The sequence below is a fragment of the Winogradskyella costae genome (assembly GCF_013403865.1).
GTDB classification, from domain to species: Bacteria; Bacteroidota; Bacteroidia; order Flavobacteriales; family Flavobacteriaceae; genus Winogradskyella; species Winogradskyella costae.
Window position 1 is genome coordinate 1536819 of record NZ_JABFDK010000001.1, and the last position, 23048, is coordinate 1559866.

Here is a 23048-nt window from a genome sequence, read left to right on the forward strand (position 1 = left end):
AAGCGGCAGGTGTAATTAGTAAAAAATAAGTCTGTTGCGCCAACAACAGGCTTTTCGCTTTTAAAAGCATTACAAAAGTACTATATATTTATCGTACTCATATAGTAATAATAATTTTTTTTATTATTACTATAGTTAATGGGCTTAGTATCATTAATAATGATAAATCCTAATTCTGTTAAAATCATCTTTATCCTAAAAAACTCTAATCCTCAACCAAAGTATCCGTCCCCAAATACTTATCCGCTTTATTATAATACCAAGCTCTTACTTTAGGTATTTTAATACCGTTTAGAAGTGTTTCTTCAGAAAGTAATATATATTCACCACTATCTGTTTTCTCTTTACCATTCTCATCTGTTTTAAAGAACTGATAGATTTCCATAGCATACGTCTTCGGGTTAAAGTAAAAATACCAAACATCACTACCTACGGCTTCATCGTACGTTACTTTTAAAACCAAATAATCTTTGCCTTTAAAGATTTTCTTTTCAACCTTACCAAGATTAGTGCCTTCATCTTTCAACTTCATTGGCAAACCATACAAATACGAATAGTAGTTTTTGTAAAGTGTCGCTCTATCGCAAGTCATGTTTTTGTCTTTGGCCTTAAGACTGTCTAAAACTTTACCGTTATAAGTCAACGTGCATTTATCCTTGTTTAAGGCATACGTCGTTGTTACGGTATCTTTTGTGGCGGTGACACTAAAATATTCAGCAGGTAAATTAATTGAAATAGTACTAGTACGCTTTGCAGACTTAGGCATAGTCATTACCACGGTAAACGTATCATTAAAGTGTTCCCAATTACCATTAGGATCGTGATAATTAATAGCGTTGTCTAATAATTCTTGTGAGGATGGGTTTTGGCTAAAACTAGAAAAAGACCATAAGAATAGGGCTAAGGCAAGGAAAGATTTCATGTCAGTTATTTTTTTACAAATTACAATATATCAAACAAAAAAAAAGCACCCAATGCCGATATGTTCGGGAGGGTGCTTTTGAGTTAAAATCTAAATAGATTTATGACTTATTTTTCTTCCATCATGGCGAAGAACTTATCAATGTTTGGCATTAATATAATACGCGTTCTTCTGTTTTTTGCTCTGTTAGCATTGTTGTCATTTTCAACTAAAGGTTGGTAGCTACTACGACCAGAAGCAATTAATTGCTCAGGTGCTACTTTAAACTGCTTTTGTAATTTTCTAACAACAGATGTTGCACGTAGTACGCTTAAATCCCAGTTGTCTGCAATTTTATCGGTGTTTATGCTTCTTGCATCTGTATGACCTTCAACCATAACATCTAAACTAGGCTCAGAGTTAATGACATCAGCTAATTTTTGTAAAATTTTGTCAGCTTTGTTACCTACTCTGTAACTCGCTGTGTTAAATAACATGTTATCAGCAATAGAAATCATAACTACAGTTTCGTTGATATCAACAACGATATCTTCATCTTCGTCAAGATCACTAGTGTTCATAGCTTTACTTAAGTTGTACTGTATTGCTACATTCATAGAATCTTTTAACGTTTTAGCACCTGCTAATTTCTCTGGGCTAACGTTTTTAAGCGTTTCGCGCATTTTTTCTTTGCTTGCTCCAGAAGCTACAGTACCATCTTCAGATACCTGAAATTTTGCTTTGTTCTCAATAGTTAAGCCTTCAACATCTTCGTTTAAAGATTGTATCTTAGTATTGTATTGATTCACTCTGGCTTCAATAACGGCAAACTTATTTTCTAAATCTTCTTTTTCTACTCTAGTCTTAGTTAACTCACTTAAAGTTTCTCCTTGTTGTTGCTCTAGGGCTAGGTATTTTTTCTTAGACACACATGAACTTAATATTACAGCGGTTACTAATAGGATTGAAATTTTCTTCATTTTATAATTTTTAGTTATTATAGTTTTAAAGTTATATATACGACAAAAGGTCGTATTTGGATGTTGAACGTTAAAGATAATTAACTTTTATCCGGTTTAGTCTAAATTAACTTAGGTTTTTAGTTTGATCTATATGTTTAAAGATGAAAGTCTAAGGGTGAGAATACAGTCTGTAAGTTTCTTGCAAAAAAAAGCTTCAAATCATATGAAGACTTGAAGCTTTAAATTAAATATTTTAGATGTGATCTACTCTTCTTCTGTTTGAATTGTAGCAGGCTCAACAGAACTATCATGTGAGTTGTAATACTCTTCTAATAAATTCATCATTGCGGTCAGTAAATCTTTAGTCTCTAGTAATAAACTAAAATATAATGTTGTGTTTTTAGGACTAGATTCTTCATTACGAGTTCGTTCTACTTGCTTCTGAATTTTATCTCGGACTAAGTTGTAAACTTCTGTTTTTTCAGTTAGTACAGCTCCAATTTGTTCAAAAGAACGAGATTCGAAGGCTGCTTGAGTCGCAGAAAATAAAGCTTCCATACGTATGTCTAAGTCTTTAAGCTCCTTAATCTGGCTAAACTTTAATTTCTTATGATTGTTGTTTACGTGTTTATGACTTACTTTAGAAATGTAGTCTAAAGATTGTGCCATATCTTGTAAGTAACCCAAGATATTAATGTAGAAATTACTAGCTTCTAAACTTGGTTCTTCTAAGTTTTTAATAAAATAGAAAATGTTATCTCTTAAATCATCTATTTCACTAGATAGCTTTTCAATCTGCTTTCTGTTCTTTTTAAGCAATTTTAAATCTTGAACAGCTAAACCGTTAATAGCTGATGTATAGACTCTGTTACCACGTTTTATAACACTAGCAATATTAGAAGCACTCTCATGGATAACACCTTGAGTAGAACTACTTTCAGCTTTCTCTAATTGGTCTTCCTCTTGTAACATTTTAGAACTCTTACGATGCGATAAAAAGCTTCTTAACAAAAGAAGAATTGCTAAAACCAATAAGCCAACCAATGCATAACCTTGACCATAATATAAGATATAAGCCATAATTGCAGCGGCAACAAAAGCACTAAACGCTGTAAAAAACCAGCCCCCAATAACATTAAGTACACCGGCAACTCTATACACAGCACTCTCGCTTCCCCAAGCTCTATCTGCTAAAGAAGTTCCCATAGCTACCATAAAGGTAACATAAGTTGTAGACAGCGGTAATTTCATAGAGGTTGCAATAGATATTAATACACTTGCCACCATTAAATTTACGGCTGCTCTCACCAAATCAAATGCCGGCATATCTTGTGCCTTAGCTACAACTTTTGGTTTTACAAATTGTAGATCAGCCCAATTTTTATAAGAATTTGGTAAGATTTTGTTTAAACTATCTGACAAACCAATTGTGCCTCTTACTATAGACCGCGATAAAAAATTAGGCTCAAAACGTTCCTTAACTTCATCTTGTCTCGATAAATCTACAGAAGTTTTAACTACAGATTTAGCTTTGCTAGAAAACCATAGTGTTAAAACCATAATAAGACCAGCTGCTAATAATAATATAGGTTGTGTTTTTACTGGCGCATTAAGCGCTGTCATTACATATTCTGTTGGTAAATCACCACTTGCAGACCAGGCTTCGTAAGAATTGTATGCTGCAATAGGTACACCTATAAAGTTGACCAAGTCATTTCCTGCAAAAGCGACTGCTAAGGCAAACGTACCAATGACTATAATTACAGTATAAATGTTAGTTTTAAATAGATGAATAACTAAATAAGATAGTAATGTTAACACTACAAAACTAATGCCGATAAGCGCTAGGGGGTTAGATGCTATTACTGAAGAAACATCAGCACTCATAAAACTAGCGTTTTTTACACCTTTAATTAGGATGAAGTATAAGATAGACGTGTTAGCAACACCACTAAAAATAGCGCCATACCATGACGGTTTTTCTTGAAACTTAAATGATAATAATAATCTTGAAACATATTGTATTAATGCTCCAATTGTAAATGCAACAGCGACGGAGAGTAATATACCTAGGATAATTTCAATAGCTTTAGAATTATTGATGTAAATCGCTAAGTCTATTATAGATTGCTCACTATTACTGTATATTTTTATCAATGCCACAGCGACCGACGCACCCAAGAGCTCAAAAACAATTGATACTGTTGTAGAGGTTGGCATTCCGAGTGTGTTAAAGAAGTCGAGAAGTAGAATATCCGTGAGCATCACCGCCATAAAAATGACCATAATTTCATCGAACATAAATTCACCAGGATTAAAGATGCCTTTACGGGCAACTTCCATCATTCCACTAGAGGTTAAAGCACCAACGGCCACCCCAAGGCTGGCAACTATCATTATGGTTTTAAATGAAACCGCTTTAGATCCTATAGCAGAATTTAAAAAATTAACAGCATCATTACTTACACCAACAACTAAATCTGCTACAGCTAAAAAAGCTAAGGCAGCAAGCATATAGATATAAAGGTTTTCCATTAAAAAGTATTAATAAAATTGACTGCAAAGTACCTTTTTTATTTCCAAGAGAATGTTACCTAAATGTTATTATTAGAGGTTACAAATGCATCAAATAGTTAGTGTTGTTTAGTTTTTGGTCCTTTATTAATTTTAATAAAAATGTAGGTAAACTCTTGTTTTAAACATACTAAAATTGATAACATCAAAACGGTATGCTTATTTAAACTTAAGTTTTAGATTTTATGATGTTCTCGAGGTAATTAACGTTAGGCGCCATGATCATATTAGGTTTTAACGTGTAAATTTTAAAAGACAAGGGCTTTGTAATTGTTAAACGACTTAAGATTAAGTCTTTAAGTGTCTAATGTTAACTTAATGTTATGTAAATATTGCTTAAATGTAAAATTAATGTTATATTCGTAAAGTAATTATTAATTAAATACCCAAATAGAGATGAAAAAGATAGTCATAATATTAGTAATGTTGAGTGTAGGGTTCACATATGCTCAAAATAAAAATACTCCTAAATTAGAAAAGAAAGGTGATTTAACAATTGCTACTTATTTCTATGATAATGGAGAAGTGCAACAAACTGGTGCTTTTGATGCCAATGGTAAACTGCAAGGTAAATGGACGAGTTTTGATGTTGAAGGTAATAAATTAGCCGTAGCCACATATGATGCTGGTAAAAAAGTTGGTAAATGGTTTTTCTGGGAAAGTGATTCACTAAAAGAAGTAGATTATAGCAACAATACTGTTGTAAGTGTTGTGGAATGGTCTAATGATAGAACATTAGTGTCTTTAGATTAACTATTTTATAAATAAAATTAAAAAAACCGTCTCATAAGCTTATGAGACGGTTTTTTAATTTAATGAACTTTTGTTTTTTGCTTAGAATCGTTTTGATCTAAACTAGAATTTTATAGCATAGCTTAAAGATAATTCTACACCAGGACTATAATTGCTAAAAATTTGATCTTCGGCATTATATGATTGGTAATTAGATCTTACTTCATCATTTAAAATGTTATCCACCTTAAAACTAACAGTCTTATTTTCCTTCTCTCCAAATGACTTAGAGAAATTGAAGTTTAAACTATGGAAAGGGTCAGAAAAGACATCTGATACCTGACCAATACCAACAATCTGAAGGGTTTCTCCTTGTACGTTATAATAAATACCAGATTGAATACCATTTTTTGCGTAGCTTAATCCTGCATTAATTAAATAAGGTGACTGACCTTGAAGCTGTCTTTTGTTATCAACCTCTTCTCCGTCACGTGCCGCAGAAAGTCTACCTTGATATTCAGCATCATTCATGGTCTGTTCAGATTCTATTACAGAAATATTTGTGTTAAATGATAGGCTATTAAGATTTTCATAGATAAAACCAAGGTTTCTTCTAAATTCTAATTCTACTCCATAAACTTTAGCATCTCCAATATTTCTTGGGATAATATCATTAATCGCTTCTAGCCCAAAAATGGTTAACTCAATAGGATTATCGAAGGACTTGTAGAATGCGCTTAAAGCAAGTAGACCAGCATCCTCACTAAAGATTTCATAACGTAAATCAAAATTATCGACGTAAGTCGTTTTAAGGTCAATATTACCATTAAATGTAATGTTAGTAATAGGATCAAAAATTTGCGCTACAGAAGCTTCTTTGAAAGAAGGTCTTGCCGTAGATTTAGCATAAGACAATCTTAAATTGGTATTATCATTAAGACTATAAATTAAGTTTAAAGATGGGAATATATCCGCTTCGTCAATAATACGTTCGTCATTAAAGTTAATGTCTCCTATGGTGTTACTTCCTGTATAATAACTATCGTATTTCTCAAATCTTAAACCTAAAACACTTTTTAACTTATCTGTTATTTTAAATTCTTCTGAAGCATATGCTGCGTAAGTAGTAGCATAAGCGTTGAATGTGTTTGCAGGTTCAAAATTACTTACGACGTATGTACCACCTGAATTGTCGGTGGTCCAGATATTCTCATCAATTAATAAATTATCTGGATTACCACTAAATGCAGCTGCAGGTGTACCAGAAATTCTTAAACTGTATTGATTAATGTCAAAATCACGTTCTTTATATACTTGAGCTAGACCTGCTTTAAATTTAGCATCTTTACCAAATAATTCATGTTTTTTAGTAAAGTTCAATTTAGATGACAGATTGTTTTCTTCTAAGTTTCTCCATATTCTTCGAGGTTCTCCAATACTTGGTCTAATAATATATTGACCATCGTCAAATTCAAATAATGTAGAACGCACATCCTTGTCGTTTACTTTTACGTTGGTCCCAGAAATACTCCAATCGATTTCATTTGTGCTTTCTGCGTTAAAGGCGTGCGTACCAGATAACAAAAGGTTGTTAACTGCTTTCTCAGTATATTCTAAGTTGTCGCTATAGAAAAGTGCTGCATTAGTTATAAAGCTTTCTTGTTCAAACTTACCGGTTTTAGCTGTACCATTTTGAACTTTGGTAAAAACAACCTTGTATTTAGAAAAATCACGTTTATAAGTTATACCCGCTAAACCACTAATAAGAACATTTTGCTCAGATAAAATACCTTTCTGTAATCTATTAGGTACCAATTCTGTTTCGCTTAAACTCTGTGGTTTAAATAAAAAGTTTTGTTTGTAATCATCATATAAACTAGTTTCAGAATTGTAACTAATAGCAGCGATATATCCTAATTTATTATCTCCAATATCAATTTGGTTAGATGTGCTGAATCCAAAGTTGTAATTCATAAAACTGGTTCCAGTCTGTGCTGCCATTTCAGGTTCAAATCTTCGAGTTAATCCTGTTAAAGTTGGATTATTTTCAGCTAATGAAGGTATATCCGTACCTGCAGCAATTGGGTCACCTCGTAAGCCATTGTCAAAACCTAAGAAATCAGTACCACTTTTACTTTGCGTAATAAAGTCTGAATTAAAATGCATACTAGGATTATAACCGACACCAAAGCTTAAATTGTACTCTTCACGACTAGAAAAATCTTTTGTAACAATATCGACAACACCTCCAGTAAAATCAGCAGGTAAATCGGCAGTTAAAGTTTTGTAAACTATGATATTTTCAATAAGGTTAGATGGAAAGATGTCTAACTGAACTGTGTTTCTATCAGGATCTAAGCCAGGAATATCCATTCCATTTAGAATAGATTTAGTATAGCGATCTCCCAAACCTCTTACATATACAAACTTACCGTCCTGCAATGAAACTCCAGGTACGGATTTTACGGCACTCGCAACGTTTGAAGCACCAGATTTTTTCATTGTTTCAATAGATAGTCCATCAAAAAGATTAACAGATTTACGCTGTAAATTTAAAACGGCTGCTTCAGAGTTTCTTCTAACCGATGTAGAAATCACAACCTCATCTAAACTTTCTGATGATGGGTTTAGTGTTACGTTAATAGTAACTTCTTTATTGCTTTCAATAACAATATCAGTTATTTCTTTTGGTTGGTAACCAACAAATGAGTACACTAAAACATAAGTGCCGGGATCAAGCTCTAATTCATAATTTCCGTCGAAATCAGAAGTGGTACCAGTAGTGGTATTCTTTACCACAATATTGGCAAAGGGTAGAAGATCATTAAATTCTGCGTCATAAACCTTACCAGTTACAACACCAGTTTGAGAGAATCCAACTAAACAAAATAGACTAAAAACTAATAACGTAAATAAATGTTTCATCTTAATATTTTAAAGTATAGAAAAACTCATCTCTTTGAAAGAGATGAGTTTGAAATTATTTTAATATTACACAAGTTGTGTATTCAAATAATATTTAATTTCTTAGTGAATTATTCAACTGTTGTATCATTCCACATTACAGAGTTGTCATCACCTGTAGGATAAACAACTTGCCAGTTAGAGAAAGTGATATTTCCATCAACATAATTTTCAACCGAAGTAGCGTCATCTAATTCAACATCAGAACCAGCTCTAAATCCGTATGCATAAACGTTGTTGATTGTGCATAAAGCACCATCTCTTAAATCAGAATATTCTCTGTTTCCACTTACACCATCAATTGTAGCAGAAGTATCACCAATCATTGTTAATCCGTTGATTGTAAAACCAGCTTGAAAAGATCCTGCAGGACCATCAATTTCCATAGCGTGATCTGTTACATTTGTAGATATTGTTAAAGCATTGGTAACAGTACCAGAATAAGCTTCATCAAAGTCTAATAAGTCATCAGCACAACCCCAAACAACAGCGTTTGATACATTTACAGCACCTGCAAACCATTCGATACCGTCATCCAAATTTGCTACTACTTCTATATTAGAAATTGTAGTGCCATTACCAACACCACCAAGTGTTAAGCCATTGATTTCGTTGTCAGACCCAATTACTGCTCCACCATGTCTGATAGAGATGTAGTTTAATACACCAGAGTTGTCTGCATCATTAGTTCCACCATAAGAACCAGGCTCAGTTGCAGGCAAACCTTCTATTTGTATTGATACTGCATCACCAGAAAAAGAACCTTGTGCTTTACCTAAAACTAAAACTCCACCCCATAAAGCTCTATCATCGATAGAAAGGCTTGTTCCTGCGTTAGTTCCTAAAGCGATATTATCACTTTCTGCAGTAAAGATAATAGGAGCACTAGCTGTTCCGTTTGCGATAAGCTTACCACCTTGAGCAACAATTAATGCAGATGCATTAGAACCTGTAGATTCAGCACCTTTAATAATTGTACCTGGCTCAATGGTTAAAGTAACACCATCTTGTACGTAAACTTTACCTGCTAAAATGTGAAATCTATCATTTGTCCAAGTTTCATCAGCTGTAATAAATCCAGTATGAGTTGCATCAGCTTGTGGGCTAGCAATAGTCCAAGTAGGATTGTTATAAGATAAACCATCAATTTCATCAGCGATTTGACTAGCTGTATAGGTCCATCCAAATACATTTAAATTAGCACCTGTTGTTTGGGCGCCTTGTGCAACTGTAGAAGACCAGTCATTTGAATCGTCAGAGAAATTAAGAGTTGGAACCACATCATCGTCACCACCAGTGTTATCATCATCACTACTACAGTTAAATGCGATAAGAGAAAATGCAAGTAAGAAAAATAAGTTTTTAGTTGTTTTCATTTTGTTTTTGTTCATTAAATGTTATGCCGCAAAGAAAACATGATTAACTAACTTGTAGGTTAATTGAAAATTAAAGGTTTGTAATGAAAAGGTTAGTGAAGTGTTAGCTTAATATTAAGGCAATTGTTATTGAGGAAACAATTAGTTAACATTGAAATTTGTTTCATCTATCTACGCATTATATAATCGATTGTATGCCAATTTATTTATCTTGCATCCTATAAGAATGTAACTATGAATTGGGAACAATTACTCTCCTTAAGGCGCTTTGGCGATACCAATAAAAGATTAAGAAAAGAACAAGACGAAACCCGTTTAGGGTTTGAGGTTGATTATGACCGCATTATATTTTCTTCAGAATTTAGAGGCCTACAAGATAAAACACAAGTGGTGCCTTTATCTAAAACGGATTTTGTCCATACGCGCTTAACACATAGCTTAGAGGTGAGTGTCGTAGGACGCTCATTAGGGCGAAAAGTAGGGCAGTTATTATTAAAGAAGCATCCGCAATTAGAAAATGTTCACGGTTATAAAATGAATGATTTTGGTGCCATTGTTGCTGCGGCTGCCTTAGCTCACGATATCGGAAATCCTCCATTTGGACATTCTGGTGAAAAAGCGATTGGTGCTTACTTTAAAGAAGGACAAGGGTCTGAATTTAAAAAGCACCTAACCGAAAAAGAATATCAAGATTTATGTGATTTTGAAGGTAATGCCAATGGTTTTAAGATTCTTACAGAAAGTAGAGAAGGTAGAGAAGGAGGTTTAAGGTTAAGTTACGCCACCCTTGGTGCGTTTACAAAGTACCCAAAAGAATCGCTACCTAAAAAACCAACCAACCATATTGTAGATAAAAAATATGGATTCTTTCAAAGTGAAAAAGTAATGTTTGAAACCATAGCTTCCGAGTTAGGTTTAGCAAAACGAAGTGATACGTATGTTAGTTATCAAAGACATCCATTAGCGTTTTTGGTAGAAGCTGCTGATGATATTTGTTATACCATTATTGATTTCGAGGATGGGATAAACTTAGGATTAATCGATGAGGACTATGCTTTAGAGTATTTAATCAACTTGGTTAGAGGTAGCATTAAAACGGAAAATTACCATGCTTTAAAAACCACTGAAGATCGCGTAAGTTATTTGCGAGCATTAGCAATTGGACGATTAATTGATGAAGCGGCTACACTATTCATGAAACATGAAGAAGCTATTTTAGCTGGTAATTTTGAAACTGCTTTGTTAGACGTCAGTCAGTATAAAGCACAAATAAAGGACATTATTAATATTAGTATCAAAAATGTGTACCGTTCTAAAGAGGTTATCAATAAAGAAATAGCAGGGTATAAAATATTGAATCAATTATTAGAGTCTTTTGGCAAAATGGCGGAGCATTGTTTTGAAGAGAACATGTCTAATTATGATGAGTTATTACTTAGTACATTGCCTGAAACCGTAAAGCTAAATAATAAATCATTGTATGAAAATCTATTAGCGGTATGTCTTTATGTATCTAAATTGTCAGACACTAATGCAATGTTATTACACAAGAAAATTCAAGGTCAAATATTATAAAAATGCATTTCATCGAATAAATTTGTTTTTTAACGATGTATTGTTTTAATTTACTTCATAATCAACCCATTAACCAACCTGTTTATGAAAAATAATATACTCGGAGGGCTTGTCATTTTTTTAGTTGTAGTAACGTGTTTATTGATGTTAGACGATATTTCAAGCGATCGTATAGAGCAATCAACTTATGACGCTGTTAATACTGAGCAGATTGACAATATATCGGACTTAGCTATTATTGACACTGAGAACTAAATCCACAATTACATTCTTAATAGATGTTACATCCAATTTCTGTAACTGTAGCAGTTGGTTTGTGGTGCCATGTTCAATAAATTGATCTTCAATACCTAAGGTGGTGATTTTTTGTTGGTAATTGTTTGTGCTAGCAAATGCTAATATAGTACTTCCAAATCCACCAACGATAGTGCTATCTTCTATGGTAATTATAGCTTTATATTTTTTAAAGATCTCATGTAATAAGCTTTCATCTAAAGGTTTTACAAATTGCATATCATAATGACCAATAGCTTCTTTTTCTTCTAAAGAATAAATAGCATCTGCAATTGTTTTAGCAATAGTACCAATAGATAGTATGGCGATTAGCGAACCAGTTTTTAGACAAAGTCCTTTTCCGATTTCAATAGCTCTAAAAGGTTTTTTCCAATCTAATAAATGGCCTCGTCCTCTTGGATAGCGAATAGCAATTGGGAAATCAATACCTAATTGAACGGTATACATTATGTTTCTTAAGGCTATGGCATCTCTTGGTGAGAAAATCACAAGATTAGGAATACAATTTAGATAGGCTAAATCAAAAACACCATGATGTGTAGCTCCGTCTTCACCTACCAAGCCAGCACGATCCAAACAAAAAACAACAGGTAAATTCTGTAAAGCCACATCGTGAATTATTTGGTCATACGCACGTTGTAAAAATGTAGAATAAATATTACAAAAAGGAATAAGTCCTTGTGTTGCCATTCCGGCGGCAAGGGTCACTGCGTGTTGTTCTGCTATACCAACATCAAAAGCACGATCAGGAATCATTTCCATCATATACTTTAAAGAACTACCTGTTGGCATGGCTGGCGTAATACCTATAATTTTATTGTTTTTTAAAGCCAGTTCTACAATAGTCTCACCAAATACATCTTGAAACTTAGGCGGCAGCTTCAACTCGGATTTTATAGGAAGTTCACCTGTTTTTGCATCAAATTTTCCTGGTGCGTGGTATTTTACTTGGTCCAATTCGGCTTGTTTTAAACCTTTGCCTTTTGTGGTGATAATATGTAAAAACTTAGGGCCTTTTACAGTCTTTAATCGTTTTAATTCTGATAGTAATAAAGGAAAATCATGACCATCAATTGGACCAGAATAATTAAAGTTTAAAGCTTCAAAAATATTGTCTTGCTTCTCAGTGCCTTTTTTTACGTTGGTTAAATATTGTTTTAAAGCACCAACACTTGGATCGATACCAATGGCATTATCGTTTAAAATGACAAGTAAATTAGCATTGGTAACACCTGCATGATTTAGACCTTCAAAAGCCATACCGCTTGCAATAGATGCATCACCTATCACAGCAATATGGTGTTTGTCTTCGCCTTTTAGTTGCGAGGCAATTGCCATTCCTAAAGCGGCTGAAATTGAGGTAGATGAATGTCCAACACCAAAAGCATCATAGATACTTTCGCTACGCTTTGGAAAACCACTAATGCCTCCCAGTTGTCTATTGGTCTCAAAAATATCTTTACGTCCTGTTAAGATTTTGTGCCCATAAGCTTGGTGGCCAACATCCCAAATTAATAAATCTTTTGGTGTATTGAACACATAATGAAGTGCAATAGTTAATTCTACAACACCTAAACTTGCACCTAAATGCCCTTCTTTCGTTGCGACTATATTAATAATGAAATTACGTAACTCGTGGGCAAGTTGAGGTAAATCATCTGGTTTAAGATTACGTAAATCTTCAGGAAGGTTAATATGGTCTAAAAATGTCTTATTCACGGTGTAAAAATACGAGATTTAGAATCTCTTATGCATGCTTTGTGTTTTCTCTTTTTGTTAAAAAAAAAGTATAATTGTAAGTAAGCTTATATATTAAAGACTTAAATTTAAATATTAACCGCTACTTATGATAAAAAAATACATTTACTTAGTTCTTTTACTACTGTTATCAGTTTCTTATTCATTTGGTCAAAGTGACTTAAAATCTTCAGAATACGGAATCTTGATAATTGATTATTTAAAAGCTAACAAATCAGAATTCGATTTTAAAGATAAAGACTTAGAAAACCCTGTAATAAACAATGCATATTATTCTGAAAATACTGCAGTAACACATGTTTATTTAAATCAAACTTATCAAGATATCAGACTTTTTAATGCTATATCTAGCCTCGCTATTAAAGATGGTGAGGTATCTTATTTCGCTAATAGGTTTCTAAATAATATAGCTTCTAAAGTTAATTCTGTAGTGCCAGTCTACTCTCCTAATGCTACTATTCTTAAAGTTGCACAACAATTTCAATTAGGGAAAGTGAAAAATATGCAGGAGTTAGAACATAACGGTAATCAGTATGTGTTTTCTAATTCAGGAATTTCAACACAAAATATAAAAGTTGAATTGGTTTTTGTAGCACAAAAAGATAACTTAATATTGGCATGGGATTTTATTATATACACGAATGATACTAAGCATTGGTGGAGTGTTAGGGTAGATGCAATGACCAATGAGATCATCGAGTTTAATGATTTAATTTTAACCTGTACTTTTAATAAAGAACACGACCATTTCAAGCACACCAAACAACAAGATTTTACGAATCTAATGTTTACTTCTAATTCTGTTTTAGTTGATGGTTCTAATTATAATGTTTTTCCGCTTCCATTAGAGAGCCCAAATCATGGTTCTAGACAAATTATTACAGAGCCTGCTAATTCTAACGCTTCACCATTTGGATGGCACGATAATAATGGATTTCCTGGTGCAGATTATACTATTGCAAGAGGTAATAATGTTTGGGCAAAGGACGATATTAGAGGTAATGATGCTATTAATAGTTTTTCTCCAGAAGGTACTGCATCATTAAACTTTGATTTTCCATTGGATTTCGATTTGTCACCATTAGATTACCAGGAAGCCGCTATCACCAATTTATTTTATATGAATAATATGATGCATGATATTTGGTTTAATCATGGTTTCGATGAGAGTTCGGGGAATTTTCAAACAACTAATTACAGTAATCAAGGAAATGGTAACGATTTTGTTTTCGCCGATGCCCAAGATGGAAGCAGTTTTAATAATGCTAATTTTGGTACACCTCCAGATGGTATTAACCCACGCATGCAAATGTTTTTATGGTCGCCACCAGGCGTTGCTACAAATGAACGTGTTGCAATAGAGAATGGAAGTTTAACAGGAGAGTATGATGCTATTGGTGCTTCTTTTGGAGCCCTATTAACGGCAGTGCCTGTAACCTCTAATTTAATAAGAGCTATTGATACTTCTGCAGATATTTTAAATGCTTGTGAAACCATTATTAATCCTGCTCAGCTTAATGGAAATATAGCAATATTAAGACGTGGGATATGTGAGTTTGGAGCAAAAGTTTTAGCAGTAGAGAATGCTGGTGCGATTGGTGTCATCGTTGTCAACAATGTGACTGGTGCTGCCATTGAAATGGGACCAGGAACGGATGGAGATTTAGTATCTATACCTTCAGTAATGGTTACACAAGATGTTGGAGAAGCACTCATTACAGCATTAACTAATGGCGAAAACATTACAGCGAGTTTAGTAGGGCCAGATTTAACTGATTTTATTGATGGTGGATTTGATAATGGAATTATAGCTCACGAATATGGTCATGGTATTTCTAATAGATTAGCAGGAGGTCCGTCTGCTGCTGGTTGTCTACAAAACAATGAGCAGATGGGAGAAGGTTGGTCAGATTGGTTTGCATTGATGGTTACTCTGAAAGCATCAGACCTTCCTACAGATGGAAGAGGAATAGGAACATTTGCCATTAGTGAACCAATTACAGGTGGTGGTATTAGACCTGCACGTTATAATACTGATTTTGCAGATAATGGATTTACATATAATGCATCAAATACACTTTCTCAACCCCATGGTATTGGTTTTGTTTGGGCAACGACATTATGGGATTTAACTTGGGCTTATATAGATAAATATGGTTTCGATTCTGATCTATATAATGGAAATGGTGGTAATAATAAAGTGATGAGCTTAGTTATTAATGGTTTAAAATTACAACCCTGTAATTCTGGATTTGTAGATGGTAGAGATGCAATTTTGGCAGCGGATAGATTAAGTACAGGAGGTGTTGATCAGTGTTTAATTTGGGAAGTATTTGCTGCTAGAGGTTTAGGTGTAAATGCAGAACAAGGAGATGCAGATTCTCGTAATGATCAAATAGAAGATTTTACAATGCCAATAAGTAGTACTCCGTCATTAAGTAATTGTTCGGCTTTAAGTGTTCTTGAATTTGATAAGGCCAATCTTAGTATTTATCCAAATCCTACGGAAACTGAGTTGTCAATTACATCCGGTAATACTCTGGGTAAAGTTGATATTAGTATCGTTGATATTAATGGTAGAGTTGTTTATGAAACACAAAAAGAATCATTTACGAGTCTTACTATAGATACTAGTGGATTACAGACAGGATTATATATTTTAAGAATTATAGGTGTTAATATTAGCTACAATGAAAAAATAATAAAGAAGTAATGTATATTTATTTTTTAAATTTTTATGATAAACCCATTTGATGATACTTATTTTATGAAAAAAGCACTTCAGGAAGCTGAGGCTGCTTTTGAAAAAGGTGAAATACCTGTTGGCGCAGTAATTGTAGTAGAAGATAGAATCATTGCAAGAACACACAATCTAACAGAATTACTAAATGATGTTACAGCACATGCCGAAATGCAAGCTATTACTTCTGCTGCTAATTTTTTAGGTGGAAAATATCTGAATCAATGCACGCTGTATGTCACCTTGGAGCCTTGCCAAATGTGTGCTGGTGCATTGTATTGGAGTCAGATTTCTAAGATTGTGTATGGTGCTCCAGACGAACAAAGAGGTTTTAAAACAATGGGAACACAACTGCATCCCAAAACAGAAGTGGTTAGTGGAGTATTAGCAAAAGAAGCTTCTGCTTTGATAAAACGCTTTTTCATCGAAAAGCGTAGTTTGAATTAAGTAAATTTTAGATTTCAAATAGCGACTAATTATGAAAACACAAACTTTAATACTTTTGTTAGTATCTGTTTTGAGTTGTAAAAGCAACAAAATCCAAGAGCATGATTCTAAAATAAAAAATTCAGAATTTAACTTAATAGCTAAAGGTGATCTCTATGGAGCAGGGGGTGAAGGTATTGCTAAACAAAATGCTGTTATAGAAAATCAGAGTGATTGGGAGCTTTTAATGACTCAAATGAACACAACAAATAATGTTTCGGATAGTTTTAAAGAAACGGAAATTGACTTTTCAAAATATGCTATTATCGCAGTGTTTAGTAGTGTTAAAGGAAACGGAGGTAATAGTATAGAGTTAGAGATTTCTACTTCCTCGGAACATAATACAGTTGTTGCTGTGACGTATGTTAGTTCTACAGGATATGCGACTAATGTAATGACACAGCCATTTTATATTGCTAAGATTGCTAAGACAAAGTTGCCAATTCTTTTTCAGTAGAGCATGAGATCAATTCTCTAAAATATTTTGAATAAGTCGCAACTTAAAATTAATGCAAAAAAAAACGCCCAACCATTGGTTGAGCGTTGAAACTTGTAAGATATATACTTATAATACCTGCACGTTAGCAGCTACTAAACCTTTTCTTCCTTCTTCTTCGTCGTACTCTACGGTGTCACCTTCGCGTAATTCTACGCCATTAAGGTTTGATACGTGTACGAAGATGTCTTTTCCTGTTTCTTCGTTGGTAATGAATCCAAATCCTTTTGAATCATTAAAAAATTTAACTGTTCCAGTCATTATAATATAAATAAAAATTAAAGTGTAAAGATAAAATAAAAATAAAACCCTATGTTAAGAAATTGTTTTTTTTTGAATTATTACTTCAATCAAAGGAGATAATCTAAAACGTTAGTTTATAGAATCTCGTTGATTTTCACGCATCTTATCAAGGTTTTCTTTAGTGAGCATATAGTCTTTCACATCTTTATCTTTCCATCTGTAATAAGAAAATAGGGGGAATACTACAAAGAACAATCCAAGAACTCCAAAACCAATTAGTTTTTGTGAGTATTCCAGCGCGAACACTAAACCGCAAACGATACTTGTAAATGACGCTAAAAAAGCAATAAATGTGATAATTTTTATGGGTTTCATAAAAGCAAATTTTTCAATATACCTAATAATAGGTTTAAGATGTAAAGTTAATTAATTCGGTACGATATGCCGTTAATAGTTTAGATTTTGAAACAAAGCCATAATATTTATTATCTTTAATTACGGGAAGATTCCAAGCTTTTGAGTCTTGAAACTTTTTCATTACGATATGCATAGCATCCTTTTCATAAATAATATAATCTGGTGCTTGATGCATAAAGGTTTCTACGGTTGTCGATTCATATAAACTTTGATCAAACATTACAGAGCGAATATCGTCTAGCAGAATAATACCGACAAACATATCGTTAGAATCCGTAACAGGAAATAAATTTCTACTCGATTTTGAAACCCCTTTTTTTAGCATCTCACCTAGGCTCATTTCGGGATGTAAGGCAATAAAATCTTTTTCTATAACAGAATCTAATGTCATTACCGTTAGAACACTTTGATCTTTATCGTGCGTTAAAAGATCTCCACGCTCTGCTAATTCTTTGGTATAAATGGTGTGTTCCATATAATTCTTAGTAATCATATATGAAATTGCCACCGTGATCATCAGAGGTAAAAATAGAATATAACCCCCTGTAATTTCAGCAATTAAAAATATAGCCGTTAATGGTGCATGGATTACACCAGCAATTAACCCTGCCATACCAATGAGTGTAAAGTTCGATTCAGATACTTGGTGTCCAAATCCAATGTTGTTAATTATTTTAGCCACAACATTACCTAGGGCACTTCCCATTACCATAGTGGGTACAATAACTCCACCAACACCTCCAGCAGCAAAAGTGGTCGTCATTGCAATAGCTTTAAATATGGTAAAACCGATGAGCAACACAATAACTACCCAAATATTATCCGTGTATTTGTCAAACGGATTAGAGCCAAGTGCGTGTAGATAGTTGCCTTCAAATAAATCTTTGGTAAAACTTAAACCTTCACCATGAAGTGGTGGAATAAAATACAACATAATACCAATAGCGATTCCGCCTACTAAAAGTTTTGTAAACTTGGTTTTAAATCGGTCGAAAAAAGCATAAATAGCAAAATACATTTTGGTGAAATAGATGGATGCGATACCTGTTCCTAACCCTAAAATCATATAAAAAGCCGTATCTCTTGGGTTGAATTTTTCTGTGACATTAAAGTTAAAAAGCAACTCATCGCCTAAGAAAAAATAAGAGGTTAAGACAGAAGATATTGAGGCTATCAATAAAGGTAATAATGATGCAAAGGTGAGATCTAAACTGAAAATTTCTACAGCCAAAACAATCGCGGCAATTGGGGATTTAAACATAGATGCCACAGCCGCAGCGGTCGCACAAGCAATAAGAAGTGTCCTGGTTTTTTTATCGACATGTAAAATCCGACTTAAATTAGAGCTTAATGCAGAGCCAGAGGTTATTGCAGGTCCTAGTAACCCAACAGACCCACCAAATCCAACGGTTAACGGTGCCATAATTAACGGATGATAGATAAGTTTATAAGATAAAAGTCCTTTTTGCCTTAATAAAGAATAGAGTAGTGAAGGTATTGCACGTTTTATATACGGAGGAATCGTCGGTGTCATTCCTTGGTTAAACATATACTTTGTTAATAGATATACCAAGAACAATCCAATTACAGGCAGTATAAAATAGAGTTGGTTTTGAGAAAAAATAATACCTTCTTCTAATCCAGACTGTATGGCGTAAGTAATGTTTTTTAGAGTTACGGCAGCAATACCAGTTAATAAGCCAACAGCGATACTTAAAATATAGATAAAGTTCTTTTGCGATATATATTTGTATCGCAATAGCAGTAATCGTCTTATGAAGTTTTTTGTTGGCATAAATTAAAAAAACCTGGTAGTACTACTATTTTGCAATTCAAAACCTTAACTATAAGATTTCTTAACTCAGGTTAAGATGTAAAATTAATTAATTCTCTCCGGTATGCCGTCAATAATTTTGATTTTGAAATAAATCCAATATAACTACCGTTTTTAACTACTGGCAAATTCCAAGCACTACTGTCTTGAAATTTTTTCATAATTACGGTCATTTTATCTGTTTCAATATCGATGATCGCAGGTGGTTTTTGCATCACTTCGATTGCAAATACGTTATCGTATAGGGTTTGGTCAAACATTATTGGTCTAATATCATCTAATAAAATTATACCTTTTAAAGTGTTGTCTTCTTCATCTATTACCGGAAAAATATTTCGATTCGATTTAATAACGGCTTCTTTTATGATCTCTTCTAATGTCATATTGGTGGTGACATGAATAAAGTTGGTTTCAATAACTTTATTTATATCCATTAAAGTTAAAACAGCATGATCTTTATCGTGTGTGATTAATTCCCCTTTTCGAGCCAATTCCATCGTATAAACAGAATACGACACAAAGTATTTTGTTATTCCAAATGAAATCGCAGCAGTAATCATTAGAGGTATGAATAAGTCATATCCGCCTGTAAGTTCTGCAATTAAAAATATCGCTGTTAAAGGAGCATGAAGCACTCCTGCTAATAACCCAGCCATCCCAACAAGCGTAAAATTACTTTCTGAAACAGGAGTATTAAATAAGCCACAATTATTAATGACTTTAGCAACGCAATTCCCCATTATACTTCCCATAAAAAGCGTTGGTCCAAAAATTCCACCAACACCACCAGCACCAAAAGTCAAAGCACTAGCAATAATTTTGAAGAATACGAGTCCAGCTAAAAGCGCAATTACAATCCATATATTACTCAGATCTAAATTTAAAAAATTATTGACTAAAGCTTTTTCCGGATTTCCAACAATAAGATTATTAATAACATCAAATCCTTCACCATAAAGAGGCGGAATAAAATAAACAAGAATACCAATGGCAATACCACCAACAAGAAGTTTTCTAATTGGTGAGTTTAGTTTGTCGAATAACTTTTGAACTCTTTCATAAACTTCGGCAAAATAAATAGAGGTAAATGCAGCACAGACTCCTAAAAAAGCATAAAACGGCACATCAGAAATCCTAAAGTTATCTTCAATTCTAAACGGTAATATCACATCGTTTCCAGAGAAAAAATAGGACGTAATAATAGCTGAAAGAGAAGCTAACAATAAAGGTAACATAGAGGCAATTGTTAAATCCAAACTAAAGACTTCAATGGCAAAAATTATGGCTGCTATTGGTGCTTTAAATATAGAAGATAACGCTCCGGCTGCGGCACAACAGATTAACAAGGTTTTGGTTTTTTGGTTCATTCTAAAAAGCCGAGCAATGTTAGAGCCAATAGCGGCTCCTGTTGCAACTGCAGGGCCTTCTAATCCTACCGAACCTCCAAAACCAATAGTTAATGGAGCTGTAAGAATAGAACCGAACATTTGATAACCTTTTATAATGCCTTTACGTTTAGAAATGGCATGTAATGTTGAAGGAATTCCATGACTTACCTTTTCTCTGATCACATATTTTATGATTAAATAAACAAGAGTCAATCCAATTATAGGAAACAAAAAGTAAAAGGCTTGATGGTAATATTGAACCAATTTACCTTCTAGTAACAGTTGAATATAATGCGTTAATTTTTTTAAAACTACAGCACCAATCCCAGACGTAAACCCAATTAAAATACTCAAGAAATATACAAATTGCTTATGCGAGATATGTTTAGCTCGCCATATCAATAGCCTTTTAAATATAGGGTGTTTTGTTTCCATAAAATTAATCTATAAAAAAATCCTGCAAGAAGCAGGATTGATATTTTTTATGATTTTAAATTCAGTTTTAAACTCAACTCTTTTAGTTGATCATCATCAATTGGTGCAGGCGCATCAATCATCACATCTCTGCCAGAATTGTTTTTAGGGAACGCAATAAAATCTCGTATTGTTTCTTGGCCACCCAAAATCGCAACTAGTCTATCTAAACCAAAAGCTAAACCTCCATGTGGTGGTGCTCCATATTCAAAAGCATCCATTAAGAATCCGAATTGCGCTTTAGCGTCTTCATCTGAAAACCCAAGATGTTTCAACATAATTGCTTGCGTCGCTTTATCGTGAATACGAATAGAACCACCTCCAATTTCGTTACCATTTAATACTAAATCGTAAGCGTTAGCTTTTACATCACCAGGGTTGGTATCCAATAATTCTATTTGTCCAGGTTTTGGAGACGTAAATGGATGGTGCATCGCATGGTAATGACCCGTTTCTTCATCTAATTCTAATAATGGGAAATCAATAACCCATAGAGGTGCAAATACTTTAGGGTCTCTTAAGCCTAAGCGTGTTGCTAATTCCATACGTAGCGCACTTAATTGTGCTCTTACTTTATTAGTATCACCAGATAATACGCAAACTAAATCTCCTGGTTTTGCACCAGTGACTTCAGACCATTTTGCTAAATCGTCTTGATCGTAAAATTTATCTACTGAAGATTTAAAACTTCCATCGTCATTACAACGCGAATAAATCATGCCTAAAGCCCCAACTTGTGGACGCTTTACCCAATCAATTAGTTTATCAATTTCTTTTCTTGTATAACTGTTTCCACCAGGAACTGCGATACCAACGACTAATTCAGCACTGTTGAATACGCCAAATTCTTTATGTTGGGTAACAGCATTTAATTCGCCAAACTCCATTCCAAATCTAATGTCTGGTTTATCGTTTCCGTATAAACGCATAGCATCATCATAGAGCATTCTTGGGAATTTTTCAATTTCAACACCGTTTACTTCTTTTAATAAGTGACGTGTTAAACCTTCAAATACATTTAAAATATCTTCTTGCTCAACAAACGCCATTTCACAATCTATTTGTGTGAATTCTGGTTGTCTGTCGGCACGTAAATCTTCATCTCTAAAACACTTAACGATCTGGAAATATTTATCCATACCACCAACCATCAATAGTTGTTTGAAAGTTTGTGGTGATTGTGGAAGCGCGTAAAATTGCCCTTCATTCATACGAGAAGGGACTACAAAATCACGTGCTCCTTCTGGAGTTGATTTAATTAAGTATGGTGTTTCAACTTCAATAAAACCATCATTTGATAAATAATTTCTAACTTCTTGAGCCACTTTTGCTCTAAAAATTAAACTGTTTTTTACCGGATTACGACGAATATCTAAATAGCGATATTTCATACGTAAATCATCCCCACCATCTGTTTTATCTTCAATGGTAAAAGGTGGCACTAAAGAGCTGTTCAAAACAGTTAATTCTGATACTACAACTTCAATATCACCTGTTGGAATATTAGGGTTTTTTGAAGCCCGTTCAATGACATTACCTTTAACTTGAATAACAAACTCGCGACCCAATTTTGAAGCCTTATCCATAATTGCTTTTGGTGTGCGTTCCTCATCAAAATATAATTGTGTGATTCCATAACGATCGCGAAGGTCAATATAAACCATAAATCCTTTATCGCGAACACCTTGAACCCATCCTGAAAGTGTAACTTCTGTATTGTTGTGTGATGCTCTTAACTCACCACAATTGTGACTTCTGTACATAGATTTTTATTAGAATTGCAAAAGTAAAAAATCCGAAGTTAAGACTTCGGATTTTTCTATTTAAATAATGA

General features: G+C 33.6%; 16 protein-coding genes. 5 read left to right on the forward strand and 11 right to left on the reverse strand.

What is annotated here, in order from left to right; genetic code table 11:
- Positions 1-205 precede the first annotated feature (205 nt).
- The 3 genes from HM986_RS06570 to HM986_RS06580 all read right to left on the reverse strand — a co-directional run bounded on the left by HM986_RS06570 (position 206) and on the right by HM986_RS06580 (position 4398).
- Entirely contained in the window at positions 206-922 is a 717-nt protein-coding gene (locus HM986_RS06570; protein ID WP_179334239.1) for a DUF6503 family protein, read from the reverse strand.
- Positions 923-1029: 107 nt separating this feature from the next.
- Entirely contained in the window at positions 1030-1881 is an 852-nt protein-coding gene (locus HM986_RS06575) for an OmpA/MotB family protein (RefSeq protein WP_179334240.1), read from the reverse strand.
- Between the two features lie 246 nt (positions 1882-2127).
- Positions 2128-4398, reverse strand: a complete 2271-nt coding sequence (locus HM986_RS06580) for an inorganic phosphate transporter (protein WP_179334241.1) — start codon at positions 4396-4398, stop codon at positions 2128-2130.
- Positions 4399-4833: 435 nt separating this feature from the next.
- On the opposite strand from HM986_RS06580, the gene HM986_RS06585 reads away from it, so the two are divergent.
- Positions 4834-5190 (forward strand): toxin-antitoxin system YwqK family antitoxin, encoded by a 357-nt coding sequence (locus HM986_RS06585; protein WP_179334242.1) that lies wholly within the window; start codon positions 4834-4836, stop codon positions 5188-5190.
- Positions 5191-5292: 102 nt separating this feature from the next.
- Here HM986_RS06585 and HM986_RS06590 read toward each other — a convergent pair whose 3' ends face one another.
- Positions 5293-8094, reverse strand: coding sequence for a TonB-dependent receptor (locus tag HM986_RS06590; RefSeq protein WP_179334243.1), 2802 nt, complete (start codon positions 8092-8094; stop codon positions 5293-5295).
- Positions 8095-8204: 110 nt separating this feature from the next.
- Complete coding sequence (locus tag HM986_RS06595) at positions 8205-9509, reverse strand: hypothetical protein (protein ID WP_179334244.1); 1305 nt, start codon at positions 9507-9509, stop codon at positions 8205-8207.
- Positions 9510-9743: 234 nt separating this feature from the next.
- On the opposite strand from HM986_RS06595, the gene HM986_RS06600 reads away from it, so the two are divergent.
- On the forward strand, positions 9744-11084 hold the full coding sequence (locus tag HM986_RS06600; RefSeq protein ID WP_179334245.1) for a deoxyguanosinetriphosphate triphosphohydrolase: 1341 nt from the start codon (positions 9744-9746) through the stop codon (positions 11082-11084).
- Between the two features lie 228 nt (positions 11085-11312).
- Here HM986_RS06600 and HM986_RS06605 read toward each other — a convergent pair whose 3' ends face one another.
- Positions 11313-13097, reverse strand: a complete 1785-nt coding sequence (locus HM986_RS06605; protein ID WP_179334246.1) for a 1-deoxy-D-xylulose-5-phosphate synthase — start codon at positions 13095-13097, stop codon at positions 11313-11315.
- A 127-nt stretch (positions 13098-13224) separates the two neighbouring features.
- Here HM986_RS06605 and HM986_RS06610 point away from each other — a divergent pair, with 127 nt between their 5' ends.
- Genes HM986_RS06610 through HM986_RS06620 form a run of 3 tightly spaced genes read left to right on the forward strand, consistent with a single transcriptional unit; the run spans position 13225 to position 16819 of the window.
- Entirely contained in the window at positions 13225-15849 is a 2625-nt protein-coding gene (locus HM986_RS06610; RefSeq protein WP_179334247.1) for a T9SS-dependent M36 family metallopeptidase, read from the forward strand.
- 24 nt (positions 15850-15873) lie between these two features.
- Positions 15874-16323, forward strand: coding sequence for a nucleoside deaminase (locus tag HM986_RS06615; protein WP_179334248.1), 450 nt, complete (start codon positions 15874-15876; stop codon positions 16321-16323).
- 31 nt (positions 16324-16354) lie between these two features.
- Positions 16355-16819, forward strand: a complete 465-nt coding sequence (locus HM986_RS06620) for a hypothetical protein (protein WP_179334249.1) — start codon at positions 16355-16357, stop codon at positions 16817-16819.
- Between the two features lie 108 nt (positions 16820-16927).
- Here the strand turns inward: HM986_RS06620 and HM986_RS06625 are convergent, their stop codons facing one another.
- From HM986_RS06625 to aspS, 5 genes are all read right to left on the reverse strand, one after another.
- On the reverse strand, positions 16928-17119 hold the full coding sequence (locus HM986_RS06625) for a cold-shock protein (RefSeq protein WP_020898101.1): 192 nt from the start codon (positions 17117-17119) through the stop codon (positions 16928-16930).
- Positions 17120-17230: 111 nt separating this feature from the next.
- A complete protein-coding gene (locus tag HM986_RS06630; RefSeq protein ID WP_179334250.1) occupies positions 17231-17476 on the reverse strand; it encodes a hypothetical protein in 246 nt (81 codons plus the stop codon).
- 34 nt (positions 17477-17510) lie between these two features.
- Complete coding sequence (locus HM986_RS06635) at positions 17511-19313, reverse strand: chloride channel protein (protein WP_179334251.1); 1803 nt, start codon at positions 19311-19313, stop codon at positions 17511-17513.
- Positions 19314-19384: 71 nt separating this feature from the next.
- The gene (locus HM986_RS06640; protein ID WP_179334252.1) at positions 19385-21175 is read right to left on the reverse strand and encodes a chloride channel protein; all 1791 of its coding nucleotides are present in this window, start codon (positions 21173-21175) and stop codon (positions 19385-19387) included.
- A 47-nt stretch (positions 21176-21222) separates the two neighbouring features.
- Complete coding sequence (gene aspS / locus HM986_RS06645; RefSeq protein WP_179334253.1) at positions 21223-22977, reverse strand: aspartate--tRNA ligase; 1755 nt, start codon at positions 22975-22977, stop codon at positions 21223-21225.
- Between the last annotated feature and the right edge of the window lie 71 nt (positions 22978-23048).

Bases quoted from the DNA above. Each gene is read 5' to 3' on its own strand.
- HM986_RS06570 (WP_179334239.1), bottom strand. From the start codon at position 922: ATGAAATCTTTCCTTGCCTTAGCCCTATTCTTATGGTCTTTTTCTAGT.
- HM986_RS06575 (WP_179334240.1), bottom strand. From the start codon at position 1,881: ATGAAGAAAATTTCAATCCTATTAGTAACCGCTGTAATATTAAGTTCA.
- HM986_RS06580 (WP_179334241.1), bottom strand. From the start codon at position 4,398: ATGGAAAACCTTTATATCTATATGCTTGCTGCCTTAGCTTTTTTAGCT.
- HM986_RS06585 (WP_179334242.1), top strand. From the start codon at position 4,834: ATGAAAAAGATAGTCATAATATTAGTAATGTTGAGTGTAGGGTTCACA.
- HM986_RS06590 (WP_179334243.1), bottom strand. From the start codon at position 8,094: ATGAAACATTTATTTACGTTATTAGTTTTTAGTCTATTTTGTTTAGTT.
- HM986_RS06595 (WP_179334244.1), bottom strand. From the start codon at position 9,509: ATGAAAACAACTAAAAACTTATTTTTCTTACTTGCATTTTCTCTTATC.
- HM986_RS06600 (WP_179334245.1), top strand. From the start codon at position 9,744: ATGAATTGGGAACAATTACTCTCCTTAAGGCGCTTTGGCGATACCAAT.
- HM986_RS06610 (WP_179334247.1), top strand. From the start codon at position 13,225: ATGATAAAAAAATACATTTACTTAGTTCTTTTACTACTGTTATCAGTT.
- HM986_RS06615 (WP_179334248.1), top strand. From the start codon at position 15,874: ATGATAAACCCATTTGATGATACTTATTTTATGAAAAAAGCACTTCAG.
- HM986_RS06620 (WP_179334249.1), top strand. From the start codon at position 16,355: ATGAAAACACAAACTTTAATACTTTTGTTAGTATCTGTTTTGAGTTGT.
- HM986_RS06625 (WP_020898101.1), bottom strand. From the start codon at position 17,119: ATGACTGGAACAGTTAAATTTTTTAATGATTCAAAAGGATTTGGATTC.
- HM986_RS06630 (WP_179334250.1), bottom strand. From the start codon at position 17,476: ATGAAACCCATAAAAATTATCACATTTATTGCTTTTTTAGCGTCATTT.
- HM986_RS06635 (WP_179334251.1), bottom strand. From the start codon at position 19,313: ATGCCAACAAAAAACTTCATAAGACGATTACTGCTATTGCGATACAAA.
- HM986_RS06640 (WP_179334252.1), bottom strand. From the start codon at position 21,175: ATGGAAACAAAACACCCTATATTTAAAAGGCTATTGATATGGCGAGCT.
- aspS (WP_179334253.1), bottom strand. From the start codon at position 22,977: ATGTACAGAAGTCACAATTGTGGTGAGTTAAGAGCATCACACAACAAT.